Here is a 19852-nt window from a genome sequence, read left to right on the forward strand (position 1 = left end):
AAGACTATATATATCCTAACAGAAAACGAATTTAAATAGGAGGAAAATTTAGAATTTTTAGTGTGGGAAATCGTTATGTAAAAACATGTAAAAAACAGGCCCCTGAAGGAATCAGGGACCTGTTTGGTCTTGATTTTTCCTAATATGAACATAAAAGGGAAATGTTATTTGATGTGTTGCGAAATGGAATCGGCAATTCCTTTTAAAGCTTCAGGAGTATACTCGCTTGTATGGGTTTTCCAAACGGCACCGAATCCATCATGCTCACCATGGCGTGGAATCAAGTGCATATGGAAATGGAAGACGGATTGTCCGGCGGCCTCTCCGTTGTTGTTTAGGATATTCAATCCTACAGGCTCGAATTCCTGTTTCATGGCACGGGCAATTTCCGGTACGACTTCAAACAGATTCTTGGCGATCTCAGGTGTTAACTCATAAATGTTTTCCTTATGTACTTTCGGAATCACCAGTGTATGTCCTTTTGTTACTTGGCTGATATCAAGAAAGGCAAGTACATGTTCATTTTCATATACTTTCGTACTTGGAATCTCTCCATTGATGATTTTGCAGAAAATGCAATCGCTCATATAAAACACTCCATTCACTATTTTGGTTAATCGTACCATAGCATGATTCCCCAGGAAAAGAAAAAACATAAAAACAGGATGCAACGAAAACGTTGCACCCTGCCGGTTTGAAAAAGGGGAAGTGGGCTTCGATTATATATTCGCATTAGCATCTAAATTCTCTGCGACAAACACCTCATCTACAATAGAGTAAAATTTTGGTCATCTGATTAGAGATTCTGCATTCAAACCAACCATCTCCTATATCTTTAAAGTTTTTTCAACTTCCAAAGTATATTCGATAATGAATGAATGGTTTTTCAGCTTTTACGTGCAAGAGAACCATCTCCTTGCTCGAAACGATTTTAATAATGAAGCTTCTGGTATCGTTCAGTTATACGTCTTTGACTGACACCTCATTTACAATTTGAATGTAAATAAATTGTAATGAAACTTCTGGGTATTTCAGTGTTATACGTCTTTAACTGACACCTCATTTACAATATGATGTGAATCACTTGCAATGACTAGCCCCTTCTTCCTTAATTATGATGGCCCAGAAGTAAGAAAAGTATAATTGGTTATTTTAGGAAATTTTAATTTAGGTGCACTCGACTATATAAAAACAGGAGAATTTGGTAAAATGGTAAAAAGAACGTTTATATAGAAAGGATCGTTTATATGTCCTTATTGGAAATTAAGCAACTAGTTGGGGGATACACGAAAATACCCGTACTGAAAGGAATAAGTTTCGATATTCAGCCTAATGAGCTTGTTGGGTTAATCGGACTCAACGGTGCTGGGAAAAGTACGACGATAAAACACATTATTGGACTCATGGAGCCTAAAGGTGGAAGTGTCTCGATTCATGGAAAAACACTCGCCCAAGATCCTGATACATATCGGAAGCAATTCACATATATTCCGGAAACACCTATTTTATATGATGAACTGACGCTTGAGGAACATTTGAAGCTAACGGCCATGGCTCATGGTCTGGAAGAATCCGAGTATAAAGAGAGAATGACCGGTCTCTTGAAGGAATTCCGCATGGAGAAAAGGCTTAAATGGTTTCCGGCCCATTTTTCTAAGGGCATGAAACAGAAAGTCATGATTATGTGCGCCTTTTTAATACAACCATCATTATATATCATCGATGAGCCATTTGTTGGACTGGATCCACTAGGCATTCAATCTTTGCTTGATTTGATGAGGAAAATGAAGGAGAGTGGGGCAGGTATATTAATGTCGACGCATATCCTGGCTACTGCGGAACGTTATTGCGATTCTTTCATCATCCTGCACAACGGAGAAATACGGGCAAAAGGTAACTTGGAGCAGCTTCGCGAACAATTCTCCATGCCTGGAGCCACGCTAGATGATTTATACATCCAGTTAACGAAGGAAGAGAACGGTCATGAATAGTCAAGGTCTCTGGAAGGAACGGTATATTCTCTACATCCAGGAAATGCAAAAATACCTTCGTTACATTTTTAACGGCCATCTCGTTTTCGTGATGGTGTTGGTTTTAGGCGGTTTGGCTTATTATTACAGTGACTGGGTGAAAACACTGGATGGTGATTTTCCGGCTGAACTGATCATGGCCTTTGTGTTGGGCATCCTTGTAACTAGAAGTCCCATCAATACATTCTTAAAAGAACCGGATACCGTGTTTTTACTGCCGCTTGAAACGAAGATGAAAAGCTACTTCAAAAATTCTCTGATGGTCAGTTGGGTCATGCAAGGATTTTTGCTATTAATCATGTTAATCGTATTCGTACCATTGTATGCAAAAGTTACGGGTGCAAGCGGTAAGCAGCTAGGGTTCATACTCGTTGTGTTACTCGTATTGAAGTATCTGAATTTGTCCATGCGCTGGCATGTGCTGAAGTACCAGGATGTATCAGTGAGCCACTGGGATTCGATTCTCCGCCTGGTACTTAATGGCGTCATACTTTACTTTGTATGTTCAAAAGCCCATATCCTATATGTACTGGTCACCTTCGTATTGCTGATTGGCTTATATCTGTATTACCGCAGTGCCACTAAAAGCCTTGTTTTGAAGTGGGAACGTTTGGTGGAACTCGAAAACAAGCGGATGACATCTTTTTACAGAATCGCGAATATGTTCACGGATGTTCCTCACTTGAAAGGGAAGGTAGCACGCAGGAAATGGATGGACTGGCTTTTAGCCTTCATCCCTTACGGTGAAAAATCCACCTATAATTACCTGTATGCCCGCACATTGCTTAGATCGAATGATTATGTAGGTCTATGCTTACGGTTAACGGTAATAGGCGGCATCATACTTATGGTGTTTACTAACATCTGGGCGCATTTAATCGTCACTTTCTTATTCCTATTCATGACAGCCCTTCAGCTTTTACCAGTTTGGAAGGTGCATGAATGGAAAGTCTGGGTATCCTTATATCCATTGCCCGCAAAAATGAGGGAAGCCGCAGTCATTAAACTTATATCCTATTTCCTTTTATTTGAGGCTGTACTGTTTTCCCTCATCCTTTTAATAAAAGGAGAATGGGTTTCCACTTTAGCCGTATTGGTTCTAGGGATCATCTTCATTCTGGGATTCAAAAAGTACGCCACCAAAAAAATCAAGAACTTTTAAACGCGAAGCTGATTTTTCTTTTGAAAAGTCAGCTTCATTTTTTTTGTGAAATGAAAGCTAAAACTTATATGGATGGTATATACATGAAATATGGAGGTGGGAAATATGGATGCATACGAGCAAAAGGCGCTATCTGAACTCGCCTCATGGATAAAGAAAGTCAATAAGAAGTCAGGCAAGTTTGAGAGGGTTTCCAAACAGGTTCAACTCAAAGTGAACAGTTATATTCCGTCAAGGGTTCATAAAGTGATTTCCGAGAGCATTAGAAGCATGGTGGGGGCTGTGTTGTCAGGATCTAAGTATATATCCAAAGAAAAAAACGTCATGCTGTTATCTTTGCAACAAAAGGAAGAGTGGGTAAAAGAAAAGGTCACGAGCCATCGAAGAACGGCGGTCATTGAAGGGGTGGGGACGGGTGCTGCAGGCCTATTGGTTGGGATGGTCGATTTCCCCCTGCTGTTAAGCATAAAAATGAAGCTGTTATTCGAGATTTCCCGCCTATATGGATTCGACCCAAACGAATATGAAGAACGCTTGTTCATCCTTCATGTCTTCCAAATGGCTTTTTCAAGCGAGAAAAAGAAAATGGAGACTTTAAGGGTCATTCAGGAATGGAATAGGGGAAATCACCCGGAAATCAATTGGCAGGATTTTCAGCAAGAATATCGCGATTATATTGATGTGGTCAAAATGTTCCAGCTTGTTCCGGGGTTTGGCGCGGCCGTCGGTGCCTATGCAAACCACCATTTACTTGAACAGCTTGGGGAGACGGCGATCAATTGTTATCGGATTCGTCTTTTATCCAGTAAAGAATGATTAGAGTACCCGTCGGTTTCTATTTAAAACTTCGTTTCACTTTTATGAACAGACATGAATATAGTTATTTTTCATACTATATATTGAGGTGAAAACATGCCAAGAGTAACTTACCGAAGTTCGGATGTAGATTTAATGGCAAGGATGATGAGGGCAGAGGCCGAAGGTGAAGGGCTCCAGGGGATGTTATATGTCGGGAATGTCATTGTGAATCGTGCTGTAGCAGATTGTTTGGACTTTAAAAATGTTAGAACAATCCCTGAAGTCGTCTATCAGGTTCAAGGAGGGAATTATTCTTTCGAAGCGGTTCAAAAAGGAAATGTATTTTATCAAAGATCGAGAGAGGCTGAAAGAAGATTAGCAAAAAGGAATTTGGAAAGTTGGAGAGAACACCCAGCGAAATATGCTCTTTGGTACTTTAATCCATATGCTGCGTGCCCTCCAACATGGTATGACCAGCCTTTCACCGGCCAATTTAAAAATCACTGTTTTTATGAACCAAAACCTGGAACATGTGAAAGTGTTTATATGGGATAGTTTTTGGATGTTCCGTCCATGTTACAGTTTTTTAAAGAACACCCTTGTAGGTGCTTCATTTCGTGCAAAAGGGAACCCCTGGAATTAATGGGGTTCCCTTTTGCTGTTCCCGGTAAGTCAATGCCTATCCTTTATTCATAATGGTGTCTTGTTCTTGGTGGGGTTGTTTTTTCTTATGATAAGTGATTGCCGCGTTACCTAATGTTTTGGCAGCTATAAGCATGGCCCGTTCATCAAAGTCGAATAGGGGATGATGGTGTGGATAAGTAGGGTCTTTTCGTGGTTGGGCACCAGTAAAGAAGAATGTTCCTTTAACATTCTGTAAATAATAAGAAAAGTCTTCACCTGTCATATTTGGCTCAACTTCCTCTAGGAATTGGACTTCTTTGATTGAGCTGGTGCAATCGATAAGGAACCTGGTCTCCTCTTCATGGGTGACGACCGCTGGATAGCCTTGATGGAATTGGTAGTCATAGGTGCAATCGGCAGAAAGGCAAATCCCTTTAACGACCCTTTCTATTTCTTCACGAATGAAAGAACGGACACCTTCTTTGAAAGTTCGGACTGTCCCAACTATCTTTGCTTTGTCTGCAATGACGTTAAAGGCATTATCCGCGACGAAGGAACCGATGGTGATGACGGCTGAATCCAATGGGTTAATGCGACGACTGACGATTTGCTGTAAAGCGACCACGAGCTGGGAGGCAGTCACGATGGCATCCCGTGTATTATGAGGTTGTGCACCATGTCCTCCTTGACCTTGTACCAGGATTTCAAAACGGTCGGCTGCCGCCATTAGCGGACCATATGCGTATTGAATGGTTCCTGTCGGGGCCGTTGCCCATAAATGAGTGCCAAAAATCACGTCCACCCCATTTAAACAGCCTGCTTCGATCATTGGTTTAGCCCCGCCTGGAGCATATTCCTCTGCATGCTGATGGATAAACACATATTCACCTTCCAATTCATCCCTCAGTGCATAAAGGGTCTTGGCAAGAACCAGAAGAGTCGCGGTATGGCCATCATGTCCACAGGCATGCATGACGCCAGGAACGGTGGACTTATAAGGAACTTCCTTTTCATCCTGAATGGGAAGTCCGTCAAAATCGGCTCGCAATGCAACGGTCTTACCGGGTTTACTACCATAGATTTTTGCCACTACTCCGTTTCCCCCGACGTTGGTTCGAACATCTATCCCTAGTTTCCGATAAAACTCGGCGATAAAGGCAGCTGTTTTGGTTTCATGAAAGGAGAGCTCAGGATATTGGTGAAGGTATCGTCGGATCGATACCATCTCCCCGTAGGACTCCTCGAGAAGAACATCTAATTGTTCAATCATCACAAAACTCCTAATCATTGGATTATTTGTAAATAGTATATCATAATTGGAGGGAGTAAAAGGGGAATCGGTCATACATAAAGGAGCATTTATCATGATTAAATATTCGAAGCTTGCTGCCATACTAATATGCTTGTTCATTTTCATTATGATCATGAACGAAGTAGAAAAAGGAGTCATATTACCCTTTGACAGTACTATTTCGAGAATCTTTACAGGGGTGGAAACTACATATTGGTTTCCTTTTTTAAAAACAATCACATATCTCGGTTCATCCATTTTTATAGGTTGTGGCAGTCTTGTTCTCGTTCTATATTTATGGTTTGGAAAGAAGGATTACACGGCGATGGCAGTCGTCTCGATAGGAGTGGCTGGAGGCGACCTCTTAAAGAGATTGATAAAGAAATGGATCCAAAGAGATCGTCCTGAATATAGCTTGGTGGAAGCTCCGGGTTTCAGTTTTCCAAGCGGGCATTCCATGGTAGGGATGATCTTTTATTGTATGGTTGCTTATTTCACCATTAAAGCAATAAAGTCCAAATCACTGAAATGGGTAGCCGGCATTGGATTTCTTTTACTAATCCTTCTCATCGGAATGAGCAGGATTGCCCTTAGAGTCCATTTTCCTACCGATGTCTTGGCTGGCTTTGCCCTCGGTGTGGCGTATAGCGTAGGTTGTCTATCCATATATCATGGGTTGAAGAGGAAAGAGGTTAGGGGAAATGATGGGCCTTGAAAGCAGGGTCAAGGATGATTCGTCCGTTTTTTGCCAGTTTTAAAAAAGAAAAGGCCGATATCCAAAAATGGGTGGCCTTTTCATGTATGGTTGATGCCTATTCATCGGAATCCTTCACTAAAGTGTATTGGGTCAGATAGGCTTCGCCTGAGAACATTTTCTGGCTTGAATTGGTTACCGGGGAATTGGATCCATTATTATGGAAGGCTTGCTTGAAGGAGCTTGAGTTCTTCCAACTTAAAAAATTCGTTTGTTTTTCCCAAATGGTCAAGATGACGTATGTTTCGGAATGGATCGGCCTTAGGATACGAAGGGCGACAAGGCCAGGTTCCTTTTCAATGAAACCAGAAATATTTTTAAAGCGATGCTCGAATACAGGACGGCCCTCTTCGCTGACAGGGATATTGTTCATGACGACATACCCGCTTTCAGGAAGTTCGCCCGTGCCACCCACGACTTCGTATTTACGTGGCGAGGCAAAAATGGTTTTACTTGTTGTCTCATGTAAGAGAACGGTAGTTTCCGCATTTTGCATGAGCAATATTTTTTCAGCTGGATGCTTATCTTTTTTTATTTTCATGAAATTGAATGTGCCTGATGTGATGTATATATTCATATTTTCCCCTCCGGTAGTTAATAGTATTCTCTATACCCATTTTACCCAACAGGTAATGTTTTTACCATGTTCCTTCAACTGGTTTTGTCACTTCGTTTGCTCAGGTTTTTATCGAAAAAGGTCGAATTTCTGACAAATACTTAGGTTGGCTATACTTCTATATTAGAAAAAGCTATAGTTTAAGGAGATTCAATTTGAAATTCAACTACCATCTGATATTCTATGTAAGTGATACATAAAAAAAGGAACGTTGAGTGTGTGAAAGGTGGATATTAATGAGTATGGATATTAAGAATGATACATTTTTAAAAGCTGCTAGAGGAGAGAAAACGGATCATGTGCCAGTTTGGTATATGCGTCAGGCAGGTCGTTCACAGCCGGAATACCGTAAATTGAAGGAAAAGTATTCTCTTTTTGAAATTACACATCAGCCGGAATTATGCGCTTTTGTAACAAGATTGCCTGTTGAACAATATGATGTGGACGCAGCGATTTTATATAAAGATATTATGACACCGCTACCAGCATTGGGCGTGGATGTTGAAATCAAGTCAGGAATTGGTCCAGTCATTTCCAATCCGATACGATCATTGAAAGATGTTGAAAAATTAGGGGAATTGACTCCGGAAGAAGATATTCCTTATGTATTGGATACGATTAAATTATTGACGAACGAACAATTGACTGTCCCATTGATAGGGTTTTCTGGTGCACCGTTTACGATCGCTTCCTATATGATTGAGGGCGGCCCATCGAAAAACTATAATAAGACGAAAGCATTCATGTATTCCGAGCCAAAAGCATGGTTTGCGTTAATGGACAAGTTAGCGGAAATGATCATTGTCTATGTGAAGGCACAGATTAAAGCTGGCGTTAAAGCCGTGCAAATCTTCGACTCATGGGTAGGTGCTTTAAATGTCGAGGATTATAGGGTGTTCATCAAACCTATCATGAATCGTATATTCACTTCGTTACGTGAGGAAAATGTACCGCTAATCATGTTCGGTGTCGGGGCAAGCCACTTGGCATTGGAATGGAATGACCTTCCTATCGATGTAGTAGGACTGGATTGGAGATTACCTATTTCACAAGCAAGGGAAATGGGTATTCAAAAAACGGTTCAGGGGAACCTGGATCCTGCCATTTTATTATCATCATGGGATATCATAGAGGAACGGGCTAAACAAATCCTTGATCAAGGCATGCAACAGGATGGCTATATCTTCAATTTGGGACATGGAGTATTTCCTGATGTGAACCCGGAAACATTGAAGAAGTTGACCGCTTTTATACATGAATATTCATCAAGCATGAAAAAAGGCTGAGCGAATCATTTGAACGTAATGGCTAAAAGATGCAAAATAGATTAATCGAAATTTTCTAAAGAGGTGTAATTTCATGACAACGAAAAAAATGGGCCTTTTAGTCATGGCTTATGGAACTCCGTACACAGAAGAAGATATTGAAAGATACTATACGCATATCCGTCACGGAAGAAGACCGAGTGATGAATTAATGGATGACCTTAAAGGGAGATATAAAGCAATTGGAGGTTTGTCCCCCCTTGCAAAGATTACAGCAGGACAAGCTGAAGCGCTTGAAAAACAATTGAACTCCATCCAGGACGACATTGAATTCAAGGCTTATTTGGGCCTTAAGCATATCGAGCCATTCGTCGAGGACGCGGTTAAACAAATGCATGATGACGGCATCACGGAGGCTGTCAGTATCGTATTGGCACCCCATTTTTCAACTTTCAGTGTGAAGTCCTACAATGGACGGGCACAGGATGAAGCGGCCAAATATGGCATGAGCATTCAATCCGTTGAAAGCTGGTACGATGAGCCGAAATTCATCCAGTATTGGGTCGATCAATTAAAAGGCGTAATCGGGAAAATGACTTCAGAAGAACGTGATAATTATGCGTTGATCGTTTCGGCACACAGTCTTCCGGAAAAGATTCTACAATTGGGGGACCCATATCCGAAGCAGCTTGAAGAAACGGCAAAATTGATTGCCGAGGGTGCAGGTGTCTCCAATTATGCGGTAGGTTGGCAAAGTGCTGGACAGACGCCAGAACCTTGGCTTGGCCCTGACGTTCAAGATCTTACAAGAGACCTTTATCATGAAAAAGGATTTAAGGCTTTCATTTACATTCCTGTAGGATTTGTAGCGGAGCATCTTGAAGTCCTATACGATAATGATTATGAGTGTAAAGTGGTTACTGAGGAAATCGGGGCTGGATATTACCGTCCGGATATGCCAAATGTAAAACCGGCATTTATCGATGCCTTGGCTACCATTGTTTTAAATAAGCTGGATGAGAAATAATTTTTAAAAAGAGGGCGATGAATGGTGGATCAGCCTATAAAAACGATTGCCATAATCGGCGGAGGGATAACCGGACTTGCTTCAGCTTATTATCTTCAAAAAAGGTTGAGGCAGGAAGGTCTTCCTCATGAAGTGCTTTTAATAGAAGCTGACCCTCGCTTGGGCGGGAAAATAAAGACCACCGTAAAGGATGGCTTTATCATCGAAAGAGGACCAGAATCATTTCCAGCCCAGAATTCACATGTAGTCCGCCTAGCGAGAGAAGTAGGTATGGAGGAACAGCTTGTAAGCATGAAGGATGGCAGTCTTTCCGTGTTAGTACGGGAAACGCTCTATCCTTTACCAAAGGGTACTTTAATAGGAATTCCGATGAAACTTGCTCCCTTTTTAAGGACCCAATCCATCAGTCTTTTCGGAAAGTTGAGAGCTGTGGCTGATTTAATCCTGCCTCGTTCTAAAGAAAAGAAGGATCAGTCGTTTGGCGGTTTCATCAGAAGGCGACTGGGTGATGAGGTATTTGAGAACCTAACAGAACCGGTGTTATCGAACATTGTTGCGGGGGATCTGGACGGAATCAGTCTAATTTCCACGTTTCCTGATTTCTACGAAACCCAGCAAAAACATCGTAGTCTCATCATGGGCTTGAAGAAAAATACCGCTTCCAAGGAACATTCCACGACAAGAAGTGACCAGCAAACGTTTAAGGCAGGGATGGAGTCGTTCATTCAGGCAATAGAAGGAAAACTGGCCCCTGAAACTTTCCTTAAGGGCGTAAGGGTAAGGGAAATTGACAAAGTGAACGATGAATACGTCATTCAATTGAATAATAATTCTACGGTTCATGCCGCCTCAGTCATTGTGGCAACGCCCCATCAGGCTAGCTATAACATGTTTGCGAATTACCCCTACTTTGATATGCTAAGGGAAATGTCAGCCATCAGTGTGGCTACAATCTCTTTGGCATTCGATGAAGACGCATTTAATGTGGAATTAGTGGGTAGCGGTTTTGTGGTGTCCCGAAACAGTGATTATACAGTTACTTGCTGTTCATACACTCATAAGAAGTGGCCACATATGACACCGGCCGGAAAAATTCTACTTCGCTGTTACATCGGACGCTCCGGTGACGAAACGGTGGTAGACTTATCAGATGAAGAAATCATAAGGATTGTATTGGATGATCTGAACAAAACGATGTCGATAACCAAGGAACCTGACTTTGCATTGATCAGTCGATGGAAAAAGACCATGCCGCAGTATACGGTCGGTCATAAAGAAAAGGTTGAACAGTTAAAGAAAAGCATCAGAACTGAACTACCCGGTGTCTTTCTTGCCGGCAGTTCTTATGATGGTTTCAGTTTGCCAGACTGCATCGGTCAATCCGAGAAAGTGGTGAAGGAGGTCTTTGACTTCATTCAACAAGTCGATGCCACTCCCATAAAAACAGTGTCTGTCCATTGATGGGTAGTCACTGTTTTATTGATAAACGGGAAGGCCAGTGAATCATATATTGGTAAATCGATTGAATTACAAGAGATGTTTTGGTAAGATATAATAGAACTTATTGACCGTTTCTTTATTTTGGTCAGATTTGGGGTGAGGAATGTCTGTTGATCGTAAAAAATTGATTTTAGAAGCTGCTACTAAATCCTTTTCTCTCTTTGGATACAAGGCAACGACGATGGATCAAGTAGCTAAAATTGCCAATGTAGGTAAAGGTACGATCTATACCTTTTATAAGAATAAAGAAGAGCTGTTCAAAGAAATTGTCCAACGGATGATAGAGGAAATGAAGTATGAAGCTGAACAATCCTTCGATCAAGAATTACCCTTCTTCGAGAATCTGCATAGAGCTGTGTATCGTATTCTGGAATTCAGGCAGGAACATCAATTATCCTTGAAACTTCTTCAGGAAGAAAGGGAAATTGGGACGCCGGCTGTTCAGGATATGGTGAATGAAATGGAAGAAGCTATAGTGTCGTATATTAAAGAAAAACTAATAGCGGCGATTAAAAAGGGTTACATTCAGGACTGTGACCCGGAGATAACCGCTTTCCTCATGTTAAAAATGTATCTTGCCCTCATTTTTGATTGGGAACGGTATCATGAACCATTAGGGAAAGAAGAAATTGCCGAGTTATTCAAAGTATATTTATTCAAAGGGTTATCAGTTACTTGATAATTCTTTTTTTTGTCTTTTGACCTTCATACCTGTGTTCATCTGTTGTAAAAGAACAGATAAAAAGACGATTCCAAAAAAGGAATCGTCTTTTTATCTGGGGATAGGTCAGTTGGTGTAACCCTATATGGATCATCCTACTGGATGGTAAAACACTTAAACTCTCATTCTCCAGTAAGGCAATGGTCACATTGGTTTCCGTAACATTCGTGCTGTTCTTCAATTTTCTTTCCACAATCCACACACTGCTTTGGAGGTAAGTTTCTAAAGAACTCTACGCTACTTTGAATCATGAACATCATCTCCTGAATTTTTTTATTAATCTGATTTCTATAGATTTATTGTATTATAACAGCATGATAATGTCAATGAATGTTTTATAACATATGTGAAAAAGATGAAATGAGGGGGAGAATAGTTTATATTTATGGGGAAGTCATGAGAGAATAAAGGAGTGCCAAAGATGAAAATCACCGTAATTGGCTGCTGGGGCGGCTACCCAGCTAAAAATGAGGCAAGTTCCGGCTATTTGCTTGAATATGAAGATTTTCGCATTCTGCTCGATTGTGGAAGCGGTGTTTTATCGCAGCTACAAAATCACATGAAACCCGAAGAACTTGATGCGGTCGTGCTATCACATTATCACCCAGACCATGTAGCGGATATTGGCGTCTTGCAGCATGCGGCACTAATACAGCAAATCTTGGGCAGTGAAAAAAGGACCATTCCTATATATGGCCATGATTTGGATACTACGGAATTCGAAAAGTTAACATATAAGGATATTACAAATGGAGTGGCCTATTCCACTGATGAACCTTTAACGATTGGACCGTGCACTTTTACTTTTATGAAGACGAAACATCCTGTGCCATGCTTTGCCATGAGAATCGAAGCTGAAGATCATGCCCTTGTTTATACGGGGGATAGTGCCTATATGGATGAATTGGCTGAATTTGCGAAGGACGCCAATGTTTTATTGTGTGAAAGTAATTTTTACAGCAACATGGACGGCACAAAGGCTGGTCATATGACGGCAAGGGAAGCGGGAATGCTCGCCGATAAGGCCGACGCCCAACTTTTGTTGTTGACCCACCTCCCACATTATGGAGACCTCAACCAACTCAAAAAAGAGGCTTCCGAGGTTTTTAAACGGGAAATTGCAATAGCCAAAAGCAATCTTGAATTTCAATTATAAAAATATTTGAACGAACAAATGGATGAAGAACGCCGACAAGGGGGAGCTACGTTGCTTTTTATTGATAATAAAGGTATGACAGATCCACAGATTAATTTAGCTATTGAAGAATATGCGCTCAAACACTTGAATATTGATGAAACTTTTCTTTTATTCTACATAAACCGTCCGTCCATCATTATCGGGAGGAACCAAAATACGATAGAGGAAATCAATTCGGATTATGTTGAAGAAAACGGGATTACCGTTGTCCGCCGACTTTCAGGGGGAGGGGCTGTTTATCATGATTTGGGGAATCTTAATTTCAGCTTCATCACGAAAGATGATGGGGACAGCTTTCATAATTTCAAAAAATTCACTGAGCCGGTCGTTCAGACGCTCGAAAAATTGGGAATACATGCTGAACTAAGCGGACGTAATGATATCCTCGCCGAAGGAAAGAAAATTTCCGGTAATGCGATGTTTTCAACGAAAGGCAGGATGTTCAGTCACGGTACCTTGCTGTTTAATTCGGAAATGGACCACATCGTTTCGGCCTTGAAGGTGAAGAAAGATAAAATTGAGTCAAAGGGCATTAAATCGATTAGGAGCCGGGTTGGAAATATTGCCGACTTTCTTAAAGAACCGATGTCAGTGGAAGAATTCCGTTCTTTCCTTTTGAAGAATATTTTTGAAGATAGTGAAGTCATTCCGGAGTACGTTCTAACAGAGGACGACTGGAAAAGAATCCACGAGATCTCAAAAGAAAGATATCAAAACTGGGAATGGAACTACGGGAAGTCCCCTAAATTCAATGTGCAGAATTCTCATAGATTCCCCGTTGGATCGGTGGATATCCGTCTAGAAGTGAGCAAGGGAATCATTAGGAACTGCAAAATTTATGGTGACTTTTTCGGAGTGGGGGAAGTTACGGATATCGAGCAAAAACTGATCGGCGTCCGGTATGAAAAGGAATCAATTAATCGTATTTTAGATGAAATTGATGTCCACCATTATTTTGGCAATGTAACAAAAGAAGAAATTTTAGCACTCATCTTTTAAGATTGAAAAAGCTGTCCTCGTAAATGGGGACGGCTTTTGTGTCTATTTATGACAATAATTGCTTGAAAATGGATAAAATTGTTGATGTTGGTTCTTTCTTTTACTATAATAAAAATGTATTTAGTTTGCGTTAAAAATGAATGACTGCTCATTCATGCTATGTACACAGGGGGAGGGAGAACGATGAATTTATCTGAACAGCTTCATCAAACAGCTTTAATAAAGGCTGATAAGCCAGCTTATTACTTTATGGATCAATCCACTTCATATAGAGAACTGGATGCGGCCGTATCAAAGTTTGCAGACGAACTACATAAGCTTGGTGTCTCAAAAGGTGATAATATTGCCTTGCTTCTCGGCAATTCTCCACATTTCATTATTTCGATGTATGGCGCACTACGAACAGGGGCCACTGTCATACCTGTTAATCCAATCTATTCGCCAGATGAAATCGGGTATATATTGAATAACGGTGATGTCAAGGTAGTGGTGGCTTTAGACAAGCTTTCACCATTATTGGAGAAGTTGAATCCGATTCTTTCAAGTGTTGAGAATTACGTCATTTGTGAAACGCAACCAGATAATGGGGAGATGAGTAAACTTAGCATTTACCCTAAAATGAAATCGTTTACACAGATGATAGCATCAGGGGATGTCCAGTTCAAAGGACCCGATTTAGATCCGGAAGACACAGCCATTATTCTATACACGTCGGGGACTACTGGAAAACCAAAAGGCGCCATGCTATCCCATAAGAACATCTACTCGAATGCACACGATACGGGTGAGTACTTAAACATTACGGAAGATGACCGTGTGGTGACAACGTTGCCCATGTTTCATGTATTCAGCCTGACTGTCGTCGTGAATGCCCCATTATTAAGCGGGGGCACACTGTTAATCGTTCCACAATTCAGTCCGAAGGAAATTTTCAGGCTAATCAAAAAATATGAGGCGACGGTCTTTGCTGGTGTTCCTACCATGTATAATTTCCTGCTTCAATATCCTGATGGTACGGCTGAAGAACTTGAATCATTACGTTTTTGCATTTCGGGAGGCTCGGCTTTGCCTGTATCCCTTCTTGAATCCTTCGAGAAAAAATTCAATGTGAATATCTCAGAAGGGTATGGTTTATCCGAAGCTTCTCCCGTAACCTGCTTCAACCCCTTGGATCGCCCAAGGAAAGCAGGCTCGATTGGAACCAATATAGTCAATGTCGAAAATAAAGTCGTGAATGAATTAGGAGAAGAAGTAGGGGTCAATGAAGTTGGCGAGTTAATTGTCAGAGGGCCGAACGTAATGAAGGGGTATTATAAAATGCCTGAAGAATCGGCTGCCGTTTTAAAAGATGGCTGGCTTTATACCGGAGACTTAGCCCGTATGGATGAAGAAGGCTACTTTTTCATTGTGGACCGTAAAAAGGAACTCATTATTGTGGGCGGGTACAATGTTTACCCGCGCGAGGTAGAGGAGGTTCTGTATGCCCATCCCGAAGTCGTGGAAGCGGCAGCGATAGGCGTTCCAGATCCGAATCAGGGCGAAGTCGTCCAATGCTTTGTAGTGAAGAAAAATGACGCGTTGAGTGAGGAAGAATTACTTGCTTATTGTTTAGAGCATTTAGCCAAGTATAAAGTTCCGGCCAAAATCGAGTTTATAGACGAGCTCCCAAAAAATACGACAGGCAAGATCTTGCGTCGTAGCTTAAAAACCCATGTAACCCAAGTGTGAATGATACCTAATTAGATAGGAGACAATGGCCTTATGTGCTATTGTCTTCTTTTTTGTACAGCCGATTTGACTAGTAAATGCATAAATTATATGAACTGAGCCTTTATCTTGCTTATTTTTTTCAAAAGAGATATTATGGTTATTAAAAATTTCCCTAGATGAAAGGAGAAGAGGAAGAATGAGAGATGTAAAACTTTTAGATATATTCACCCACCCCATTGCTCAAAAATACCTGAACCGTTCAGGGATGGCCCATGCAATAGCCGTATCCTATCATGCATTTCATATGGCAAAGGAATACAATGTAGATCCTGATATCGCTGCAAAGGCCGGACTTCTGCATGATATGGGCCACTTCACATGGTACAGCAATGGAAAATGGGACTATGACCTGTATAAACAGAACGACATCCATCCAATCAAAGGGGCTGAGAGAGCCCATAAGTTGTTAATCCGGCTTGGAGAAAACCCGATTAAAGCCAAAACCATTTCCCTCGCGATCCTATTTCACACCGATTCGTTTTTACCTTCAAATGATATAACTCGAACGCCACTTCAGCAGGTCGTCAAATGGGCCGATGAGAAAGATGAAGAAGAAGGCGGAAAACACCATTACCGAAAAATTGATTTCCTGCGTGCAAAAGAAAGCATCATTAAATTAGACACACTCATTGATGAAGAGGAAAGGAAAAAGCTATCATCCTAAGTATCGACGGATGATAGCTTTTTCTATTACAGAATGTAAGTTTATGATGAATTCAAGTGTTCGAAGTCATGGGCATTTTCATCTTCGGTTCTTATTCGACTTCCTTCATAATGGCTTGATATACCTCATCTTTACCAAAATCATATTCCCCCATGCCGAAAACTTCAACAACACGATTATCAGTATCTAGTAAATAAGTGGCCGTACTATGAACGAATTCCCCGGTCCCCGAATCCCGAAATAGAAAATCGAATTGATCCGTGAGTTTTTTCGTATCCTCGGGTGTACCCCGTAAGAACTCCCACCCTTCCGTTTTGTTCATTTCAAACGCTTGGGCATATGATTTCATTTTATCTATGGTATCCATTTCCGGATTAAACGTAACGGTCAAAAACTCCACTTCCTTCCCAAAAATATCCTGCTTCACAAGTTCATCCCGAATTTTTTGCATTTGATAGGTGGTGTTTGGACATAAATCTGGACAATCAAGGTATATGAATTCTAATAGGCGAACTTTGGGCTTTAAATTGGAGAAGCTGTATGTACCCCCGTCATGGGTATTCATCGTAATTTCTTCGGGAAACGCCATTTTTGCCTGGCGGTACTCTGTAAAATAGTAGATGCCCGATCCAATTCCAATGACCAATAATGTAGTGAAAATAATATAAATCTTTTTCATCGTATCTTCCACCTCAAGTCTGATATTCTATCTTCACTATACAGGATGAAATTCCTATAGAAGGAATGAAATTGGGTGTAATCATGAACATTTATGGACAATTATTTATCAAAGGGATTGGAAATACGGTTCTAACCTGTCCATTTTGGATTAAACTATAAAAAAGGCACGATTGTTTTAAAGGAGGGGCTTCATGGTAAGGAAATGGGCTGGAAGAGCAATTCTTATATATATCCTTTTTGTGGCCGTTATGTTTTGGTATATATTCTATGGTGCAGATACGGCAATCCCTCAGGCATTGCGCGGTACGGCGGCCGATCCTGCAGAATTTCTAAGCGCCAGGGAGCTTCAACTTAGTGAGGAGTATTCCGGGCTGCGAAACTTCATCTTTTTTGTTGCGACTCCCTATGAATGGCTAATGTATTTTTTCATACTTTTATTTGGACTTTCAAGGGGTTTTGAAAAATCGGCTACCACGATTTCTAAACGAAAAGGAATTCAAACGACCATATATCTATTTTGGCTCTCATTGGTTTCCTATGTAGCGTTGTTTCCAATCAGCTTCATGGGCTATCAGATGAGTAGACGGTATCATATAAGCACTCAGAGTTTTTCTTCATGGATGAAAGACGATATCATCGATTTTTGGGTAAATTTCGGTACGATGTTCATCATCGTTTCCGTGCTATATTGGCTGATGAAAAAAAGTGCAAAGAAATGGTGGCTTTATGCCTGGTTACTATCCATTCCCTTTACCTTATTTCTCATGTTTGTCCAACCGGTATTAATCGACCCTTTGTATAATGATTTTTATCCACTGAAAAATAAAGAGTTGGAAACTGAAATCTTAGCACTTGCAAAGAGAGCAGATATTCCCGCAGAACATGTATACGAAGTGAATATGGCAGAAAAAACAAATGCTCTCAACGCCTATGTAACGGGAATAGGTTCGAACTCCAGGATCGTTCTTTGGGATACCACATTAAACAGGCTGGACGAAGATGAAATCTTGTTCATTATGGCACATGAAATGGCTCATTATGTGGAGAAGCATATTTATATCGGGATAGCAGGATATATCGGCATGACATTGGTGGGGCTATGGCTGACAGCAAAAATCATGAACTACGTCATAAGGCGATGGGGCCATTTACTTAAGGTACGATCCGTTGATCGAATCGCTTCATTGCCTCTTTTTCTCTTGATTATCTCTGTACTGCTGTTTGTTTCCAGCCCGCTATCGAACTATGTATCCCGTTACCAGGAAACGAGAGCGGACCGGTATGCGATTGAAATGACAGAAGACCATGAGGCTGCCATCACTTCATTCCAGGAACTTACGAGGTCAGGGCTTAGCCAGGTGAACCCTCCGCTCCTGGTAAAATGGCTTCGTTATTCACATCCCACGATGCTTGAAAGAATATCTACGATAGAAAATGAGGAAACAACGGGTGATTGAAAGCTAGCTTAACAGGCTGGCTTTTTTTCTTGCCTAACTTCAGGAAAAAGGAAAATTCTGAGTTTATTTTCAGAAAAAACTATCATTTTATAAATTTACCGTTCTCTACTATAATAAATGAAAATTCCCAGTGCGTTTTTAAGGAGACCAGCTATGTATAATATAATTTTAATCACGTTAGGATCAGTGCTTGTTGCCTTAGCCTATAATTTATTCTTGATTCCCCATTTAATTTTGAGCAGCGGACTCAGTGGAATTGCGATCATGTTAGGAATCATCACCCCAATCAATACAGGGGTATTGAATTTTATATTGAACCTTCCGCTACTCATTGTGGGCTATTTAAAGTTGGGGAGACGTTTTATCACTTATACGATATTATCAGTTGTCGTGATATCGGTGAGTTTGTATGTTATACCGATTCATGGCGTTTCGACGGAGCCGATATTATCTTCTTTGTTCGGGGGAGTCATTTCGGGCGTTGGCATCGGCATTATCTTTCGTGCTTCAGGGTCATCGGGAGGATTTGATATCATTGCCATGCTCCTGGCTAAGAAGAGGGACTTCCCGCTTGGGACATTGCTATCAGGGATGAATGCGGTTGTGGTGATTGCTTCTGGATTCAAGTTTGGATGGGATGCGGCATTATACACATTGATTTCGATTTACGCGGCAGGCAAAGTGATCGATACGATCCATTCCAATCATATTAAATTGACGTTAATGATCGTCACAAAAAAAGGTGATGAGATGAAGGATCGGCTACTTACTAATTTATACCGTGGCATTACGGTCATGGACGGGCAAGGTGCCTATTCGGGTGAGCAGAGCAAAGTGATGATGACGGTCATTACACGCTATCAGTTAACCGATGTGAAGGCGATGATCAAAGAAGTGGATCCGGATGCCTTCGTTAATATCACGGAAACGACTGAAGTCATGGGAATGTTTCATAAAGAATGATAAACGGATAAAAGCCCCCCATATAAGGGAGGCTTTTTTGACTTTATATTTCACATGGCTGCTTAATTTCCAAATTGTTTCAATAGAGTATTCATTTCATTACTCAGTTTTAGGAATAGAGGTTTGTCTTTAGTATCTAGAGCATGATCGATTTCTTTTGCCAGGATATTTTTTTTAGTAGTGAGAATGGATTCCATTATAATCATATCGATTAACATTTCCTGAACGGCAGCATCATTTTTAACTTCACTCATGGATAAAGACTTCACTGACTCTGAATATGATTTATCATTTTTCAAAGTAACCACCCCTGACCCTTTTTATTAGTATAT

21 protein-coding genes are annotated in these 19852 nt (G+C 40.9%); 15 read left to right on the plus strand and 6 right to left on the minus strand.

Going from position 1 to position 19852, the window contains the following annotated elements; translation table 11 throughout:
* Positions 1-164: 164 nt before the first annotated feature.
* Complete coding sequence (locus tag ACIQXQ_RS04395) at positions 165-587, minus strand: HIT family protein (protein ID WP_402955763.1); 423 nt, start codon at positions 585-587, stop codon at positions 165-167.
* Between the two features lie 660 nt (positions 588-1247).
* On the opposite strand from ACIQXQ_RS04395, the gene ACIQXQ_RS04400 reads away from it, so the two are divergent.
* The 4 genes from ACIQXQ_RS04400 to ACIQXQ_RS04415 all read left to right on the plus strand — a co-directional run bounded on the left by ACIQXQ_RS04400 (position 1248) and on the right by ACIQXQ_RS04415 (position 4545).
* Positions 1248-1991, plus strand: coding sequence for an ABC transporter ATP-binding protein (locus ACIQXQ_RS04400; protein WP_402867716.1), 744 nt, complete (start codon positions 1248-1250; stop codon positions 1989-1991).
* Entirely contained in the window at positions 1984-3192 is a 1209-nt protein-coding gene (locus ACIQXQ_RS04405) for an ABC transporter permease (protein WP_402955766.1), read from the plus strand. The genes ACIQXQ_RS04400 and ACIQXQ_RS04405 overlap by 8 nt, the downstream gene beginning before the upstream one ends.
* Positions 3193-3297: 105 nt before the next feature.
* A complete protein-coding gene (locus ACIQXQ_RS04410; protein WP_402955769.1) occupies positions 3298-4008 on the plus strand; it encodes an EcsC family protein in 711 nt (236 codons plus the stop codon).
* Positions 4009-4104: 96 nt separating this feature from the next.
* On the plus strand, positions 4105-4545 hold the full coding sequence (locus tag ACIQXQ_RS04415) for a cell wall hydrolase (protein ID WP_402867719.1): 441 nt from the start codon (positions 4105-4107) through the stop codon (positions 4543-4545).
* Between the two features lie 124 nt (positions 4546-4669).
* Here the strand turns inward: ACIQXQ_RS04415 and ACIQXQ_RS04420 are convergent, their stop codons facing one another.
* Positions 4670-5884 (minus strand): M20 family metallopeptidase, encoded by a 1215-nt coding sequence (locus tag ACIQXQ_RS04420; RefSeq protein ID WP_402955772.1) that lies wholly within the window; start codon positions 5882-5884, stop codon positions 4670-4672.
* Positions 5885-5978: 94 nt separating this feature from the next.
* Here ACIQXQ_RS04420 and ACIQXQ_RS04425 point away from each other — a divergent pair, with 94 nt between their 5' ends.
* On the plus strand, positions 5979-6620 hold the full coding sequence (locus tag ACIQXQ_RS04425; RefSeq protein ID WP_402955775.1) for a phosphatase PAP2 family protein: 642 nt from the start codon (positions 5979-5981) through the stop codon (positions 6618-6620).
* A 97-nt stretch (positions 6621-6717) separates the two neighbouring features.
* Here the strand turns inward: ACIQXQ_RS04425 and ACIQXQ_RS04430 are convergent, their stop codons facing one another.
* Entirely contained in the window at positions 6718-7236 is a 519-nt protein-coding gene (locus tag ACIQXQ_RS04430) for an antibiotic biosynthesis monooxygenase family protein (RefSeq protein WP_402955778.1), read from the minus strand.
* Between the two features lie 281 nt (positions 7237-7517).
* Between ACIQXQ_RS04430 and hemE the strand changes: the two genes are divergently transcribed.
* The 4 genes from hemE to ACIQXQ_RS04450 all read left to right on the plus strand — a co-directional run bounded on the left by hemE (position 7518) and on the right by ACIQXQ_RS04450 (position 11746).
* Positions 7518-8561, plus strand: a complete 1044-nt coding sequence (hemE, locus tag ACIQXQ_RS04435) for a uroporphyrinogen decarboxylase (protein ID WP_402956036.1) — start codon at positions 7518-7520, stop codon at positions 8559-8561.
* 73 nt (positions 8562-8634) lie between these two features.
* Positions 8635-9567, plus strand: coding sequence for a ferrochelatase (gene hemH / locus ACIQXQ_RS04440; RefSeq protein WP_402955781.1), 933 nt, complete (start codon positions 8635-8637; stop codon positions 9565-9567).
* 21 nt (positions 9568-9588) lie between these two features.
* A complete protein-coding gene (hemY, locus tag ACIQXQ_RS04445; RefSeq protein ID WP_402955784.1) occupies positions 9589-11028 on the plus strand; it encodes a protoporphyrinogen oxidase in 1440 nt (479 codons plus the stop codon).
* A 142-nt stretch (positions 11029-11170) separates the two neighbouring features.
* The gene (locus ACIQXQ_RS04450) at positions 11171-11746 is read left to right on the plus strand and encodes a TetR/AcrR family transcriptional regulator (protein WP_402955787.1); all 576 of its coding nucleotides are present in this window, start codon (positions 11171-11173) and stop codon (positions 11744-11746) included.
* A 164-nt stretch (positions 11747-11910) separates the two neighbouring features.
* Here ACIQXQ_RS04450 and yhfH read toward each other — a convergent pair whose 3' ends face one another.
* Positions 11911-12039 (minus strand): protein YhfH, encoded by a 129-nt coding sequence (gene yhfH, locus ACIQXQ_RS04455; RefSeq protein ID WP_402867726.1) that lies wholly within the window; start codon positions 12037-12039, stop codon positions 11911-11913.
* 170 nt (positions 12040-12209) lie between these two features.
* Between yhfH and ACIQXQ_RS04460 the strand changes: the two genes are divergently transcribed.
* From ACIQXQ_RS04460 to ACIQXQ_RS04475, 4 genes are all read left to right on the plus strand, one after another.
* Complete coding sequence (locus tag ACIQXQ_RS04460) at positions 12210-12944, plus strand: MBL fold metallo-hydrolase (protein ID WP_402867727.1); 735 nt, start codon at positions 12210-12212, stop codon at positions 12942-12944.
* 51 nt (positions 12945-12995) lie between these two features.
* Positions 12996-13985 carry a lipoate--protein ligase gene (lplA, locus tag ACIQXQ_RS04465; protein ID WP_402955790.1) on the plus strand — a complete coding sequence of 330 codons (990 nt, stop codon included), beginning with the start codon at positions 12996-12998 and terminating at the stop codon, positions 13983-13985.
* Between the two features lie 183 nt (positions 13986-14168).
* A complete protein-coding gene (locus ACIQXQ_RS04470; protein WP_402867728.1) occupies positions 14169-15713 on the plus strand; it encodes a fatty acid--CoA ligase family protein in 1545 nt (514 codons plus the stop codon).
* A gap of 178 nt (positions 15714-15891) precedes the next feature.
* Complete coding sequence (locus ACIQXQ_RS04475; RefSeq protein WP_402867729.1) at positions 15892-16419, plus strand: HD domain-containing protein; 528 nt, start codon at positions 15892-15894, stop codon at positions 16417-16419.
* A gap of 91 nt (positions 16420-16510) precedes the next feature.
* On the opposite strand, the gene ACIQXQ_RS04480 is transcribed toward ACIQXQ_RS04475, so the two are convergent.
* Positions 16511-17098 carry an SCO family protein gene (locus ACIQXQ_RS04480; protein WP_402955793.1) on the minus strand — a complete coding sequence of 196 codons (588 nt, stop codon included), beginning with the start codon at positions 17096-17098 and terminating at the stop codon, positions 16511-16513.
* Positions 17099-17291: 193 nt separating this feature from the next.
* Here ACIQXQ_RS04480 and ACIQXQ_RS04485 point away from each other — a divergent pair, with 193 nt between their 5' ends.
* Together ACIQXQ_RS04485 and ACIQXQ_RS04490 are read left to right on the plus strand one after the other, a co-directional pair.
* Positions 17292-18557: a M48 family metallopeptidase gene (locus tag ACIQXQ_RS04485; RefSeq protein ID WP_402955796.1), complete on the plus strand. Its 1266-nt coding sequence runs from the start codon at positions 17292-17294 to the stop codon at positions 18555-18557.
* 153 nt (positions 18558-18710) lie between these two features.
* Positions 18711-19520 (plus strand): YitT family protein, encoded by an 810-nt coding sequence (locus ACIQXQ_RS04490; RefSeq protein WP_402867732.1) that lies wholly within the window; start codon positions 18711-18713, stop codon positions 19518-19520.
* A 62-nt stretch (positions 19521-19582) separates the two neighbouring features.
* On the opposite strand, the gene ACIQXQ_RS04495 is transcribed toward ACIQXQ_RS04490, so the two are convergent.
* Positions 19583-19774, minus strand: a complete 192-nt coding sequence (locus ACIQXQ_RS04495) for an IDEAL domain-containing protein (RefSeq protein ID WP_402867733.1) — start codon at positions 19772-19774, stop codon at positions 19583-19585.
* Between the last annotated feature and the right edge of the window lie 78 nt (positions 19775-19852).

The organism is Peribacillus sp. NPDC097198 (assembly GCF_044762055.1).
Classification (GTDB): Bacteria; Bacillota; Bacilli; order Bacillales; family DSM-1321; genus Peribacillus.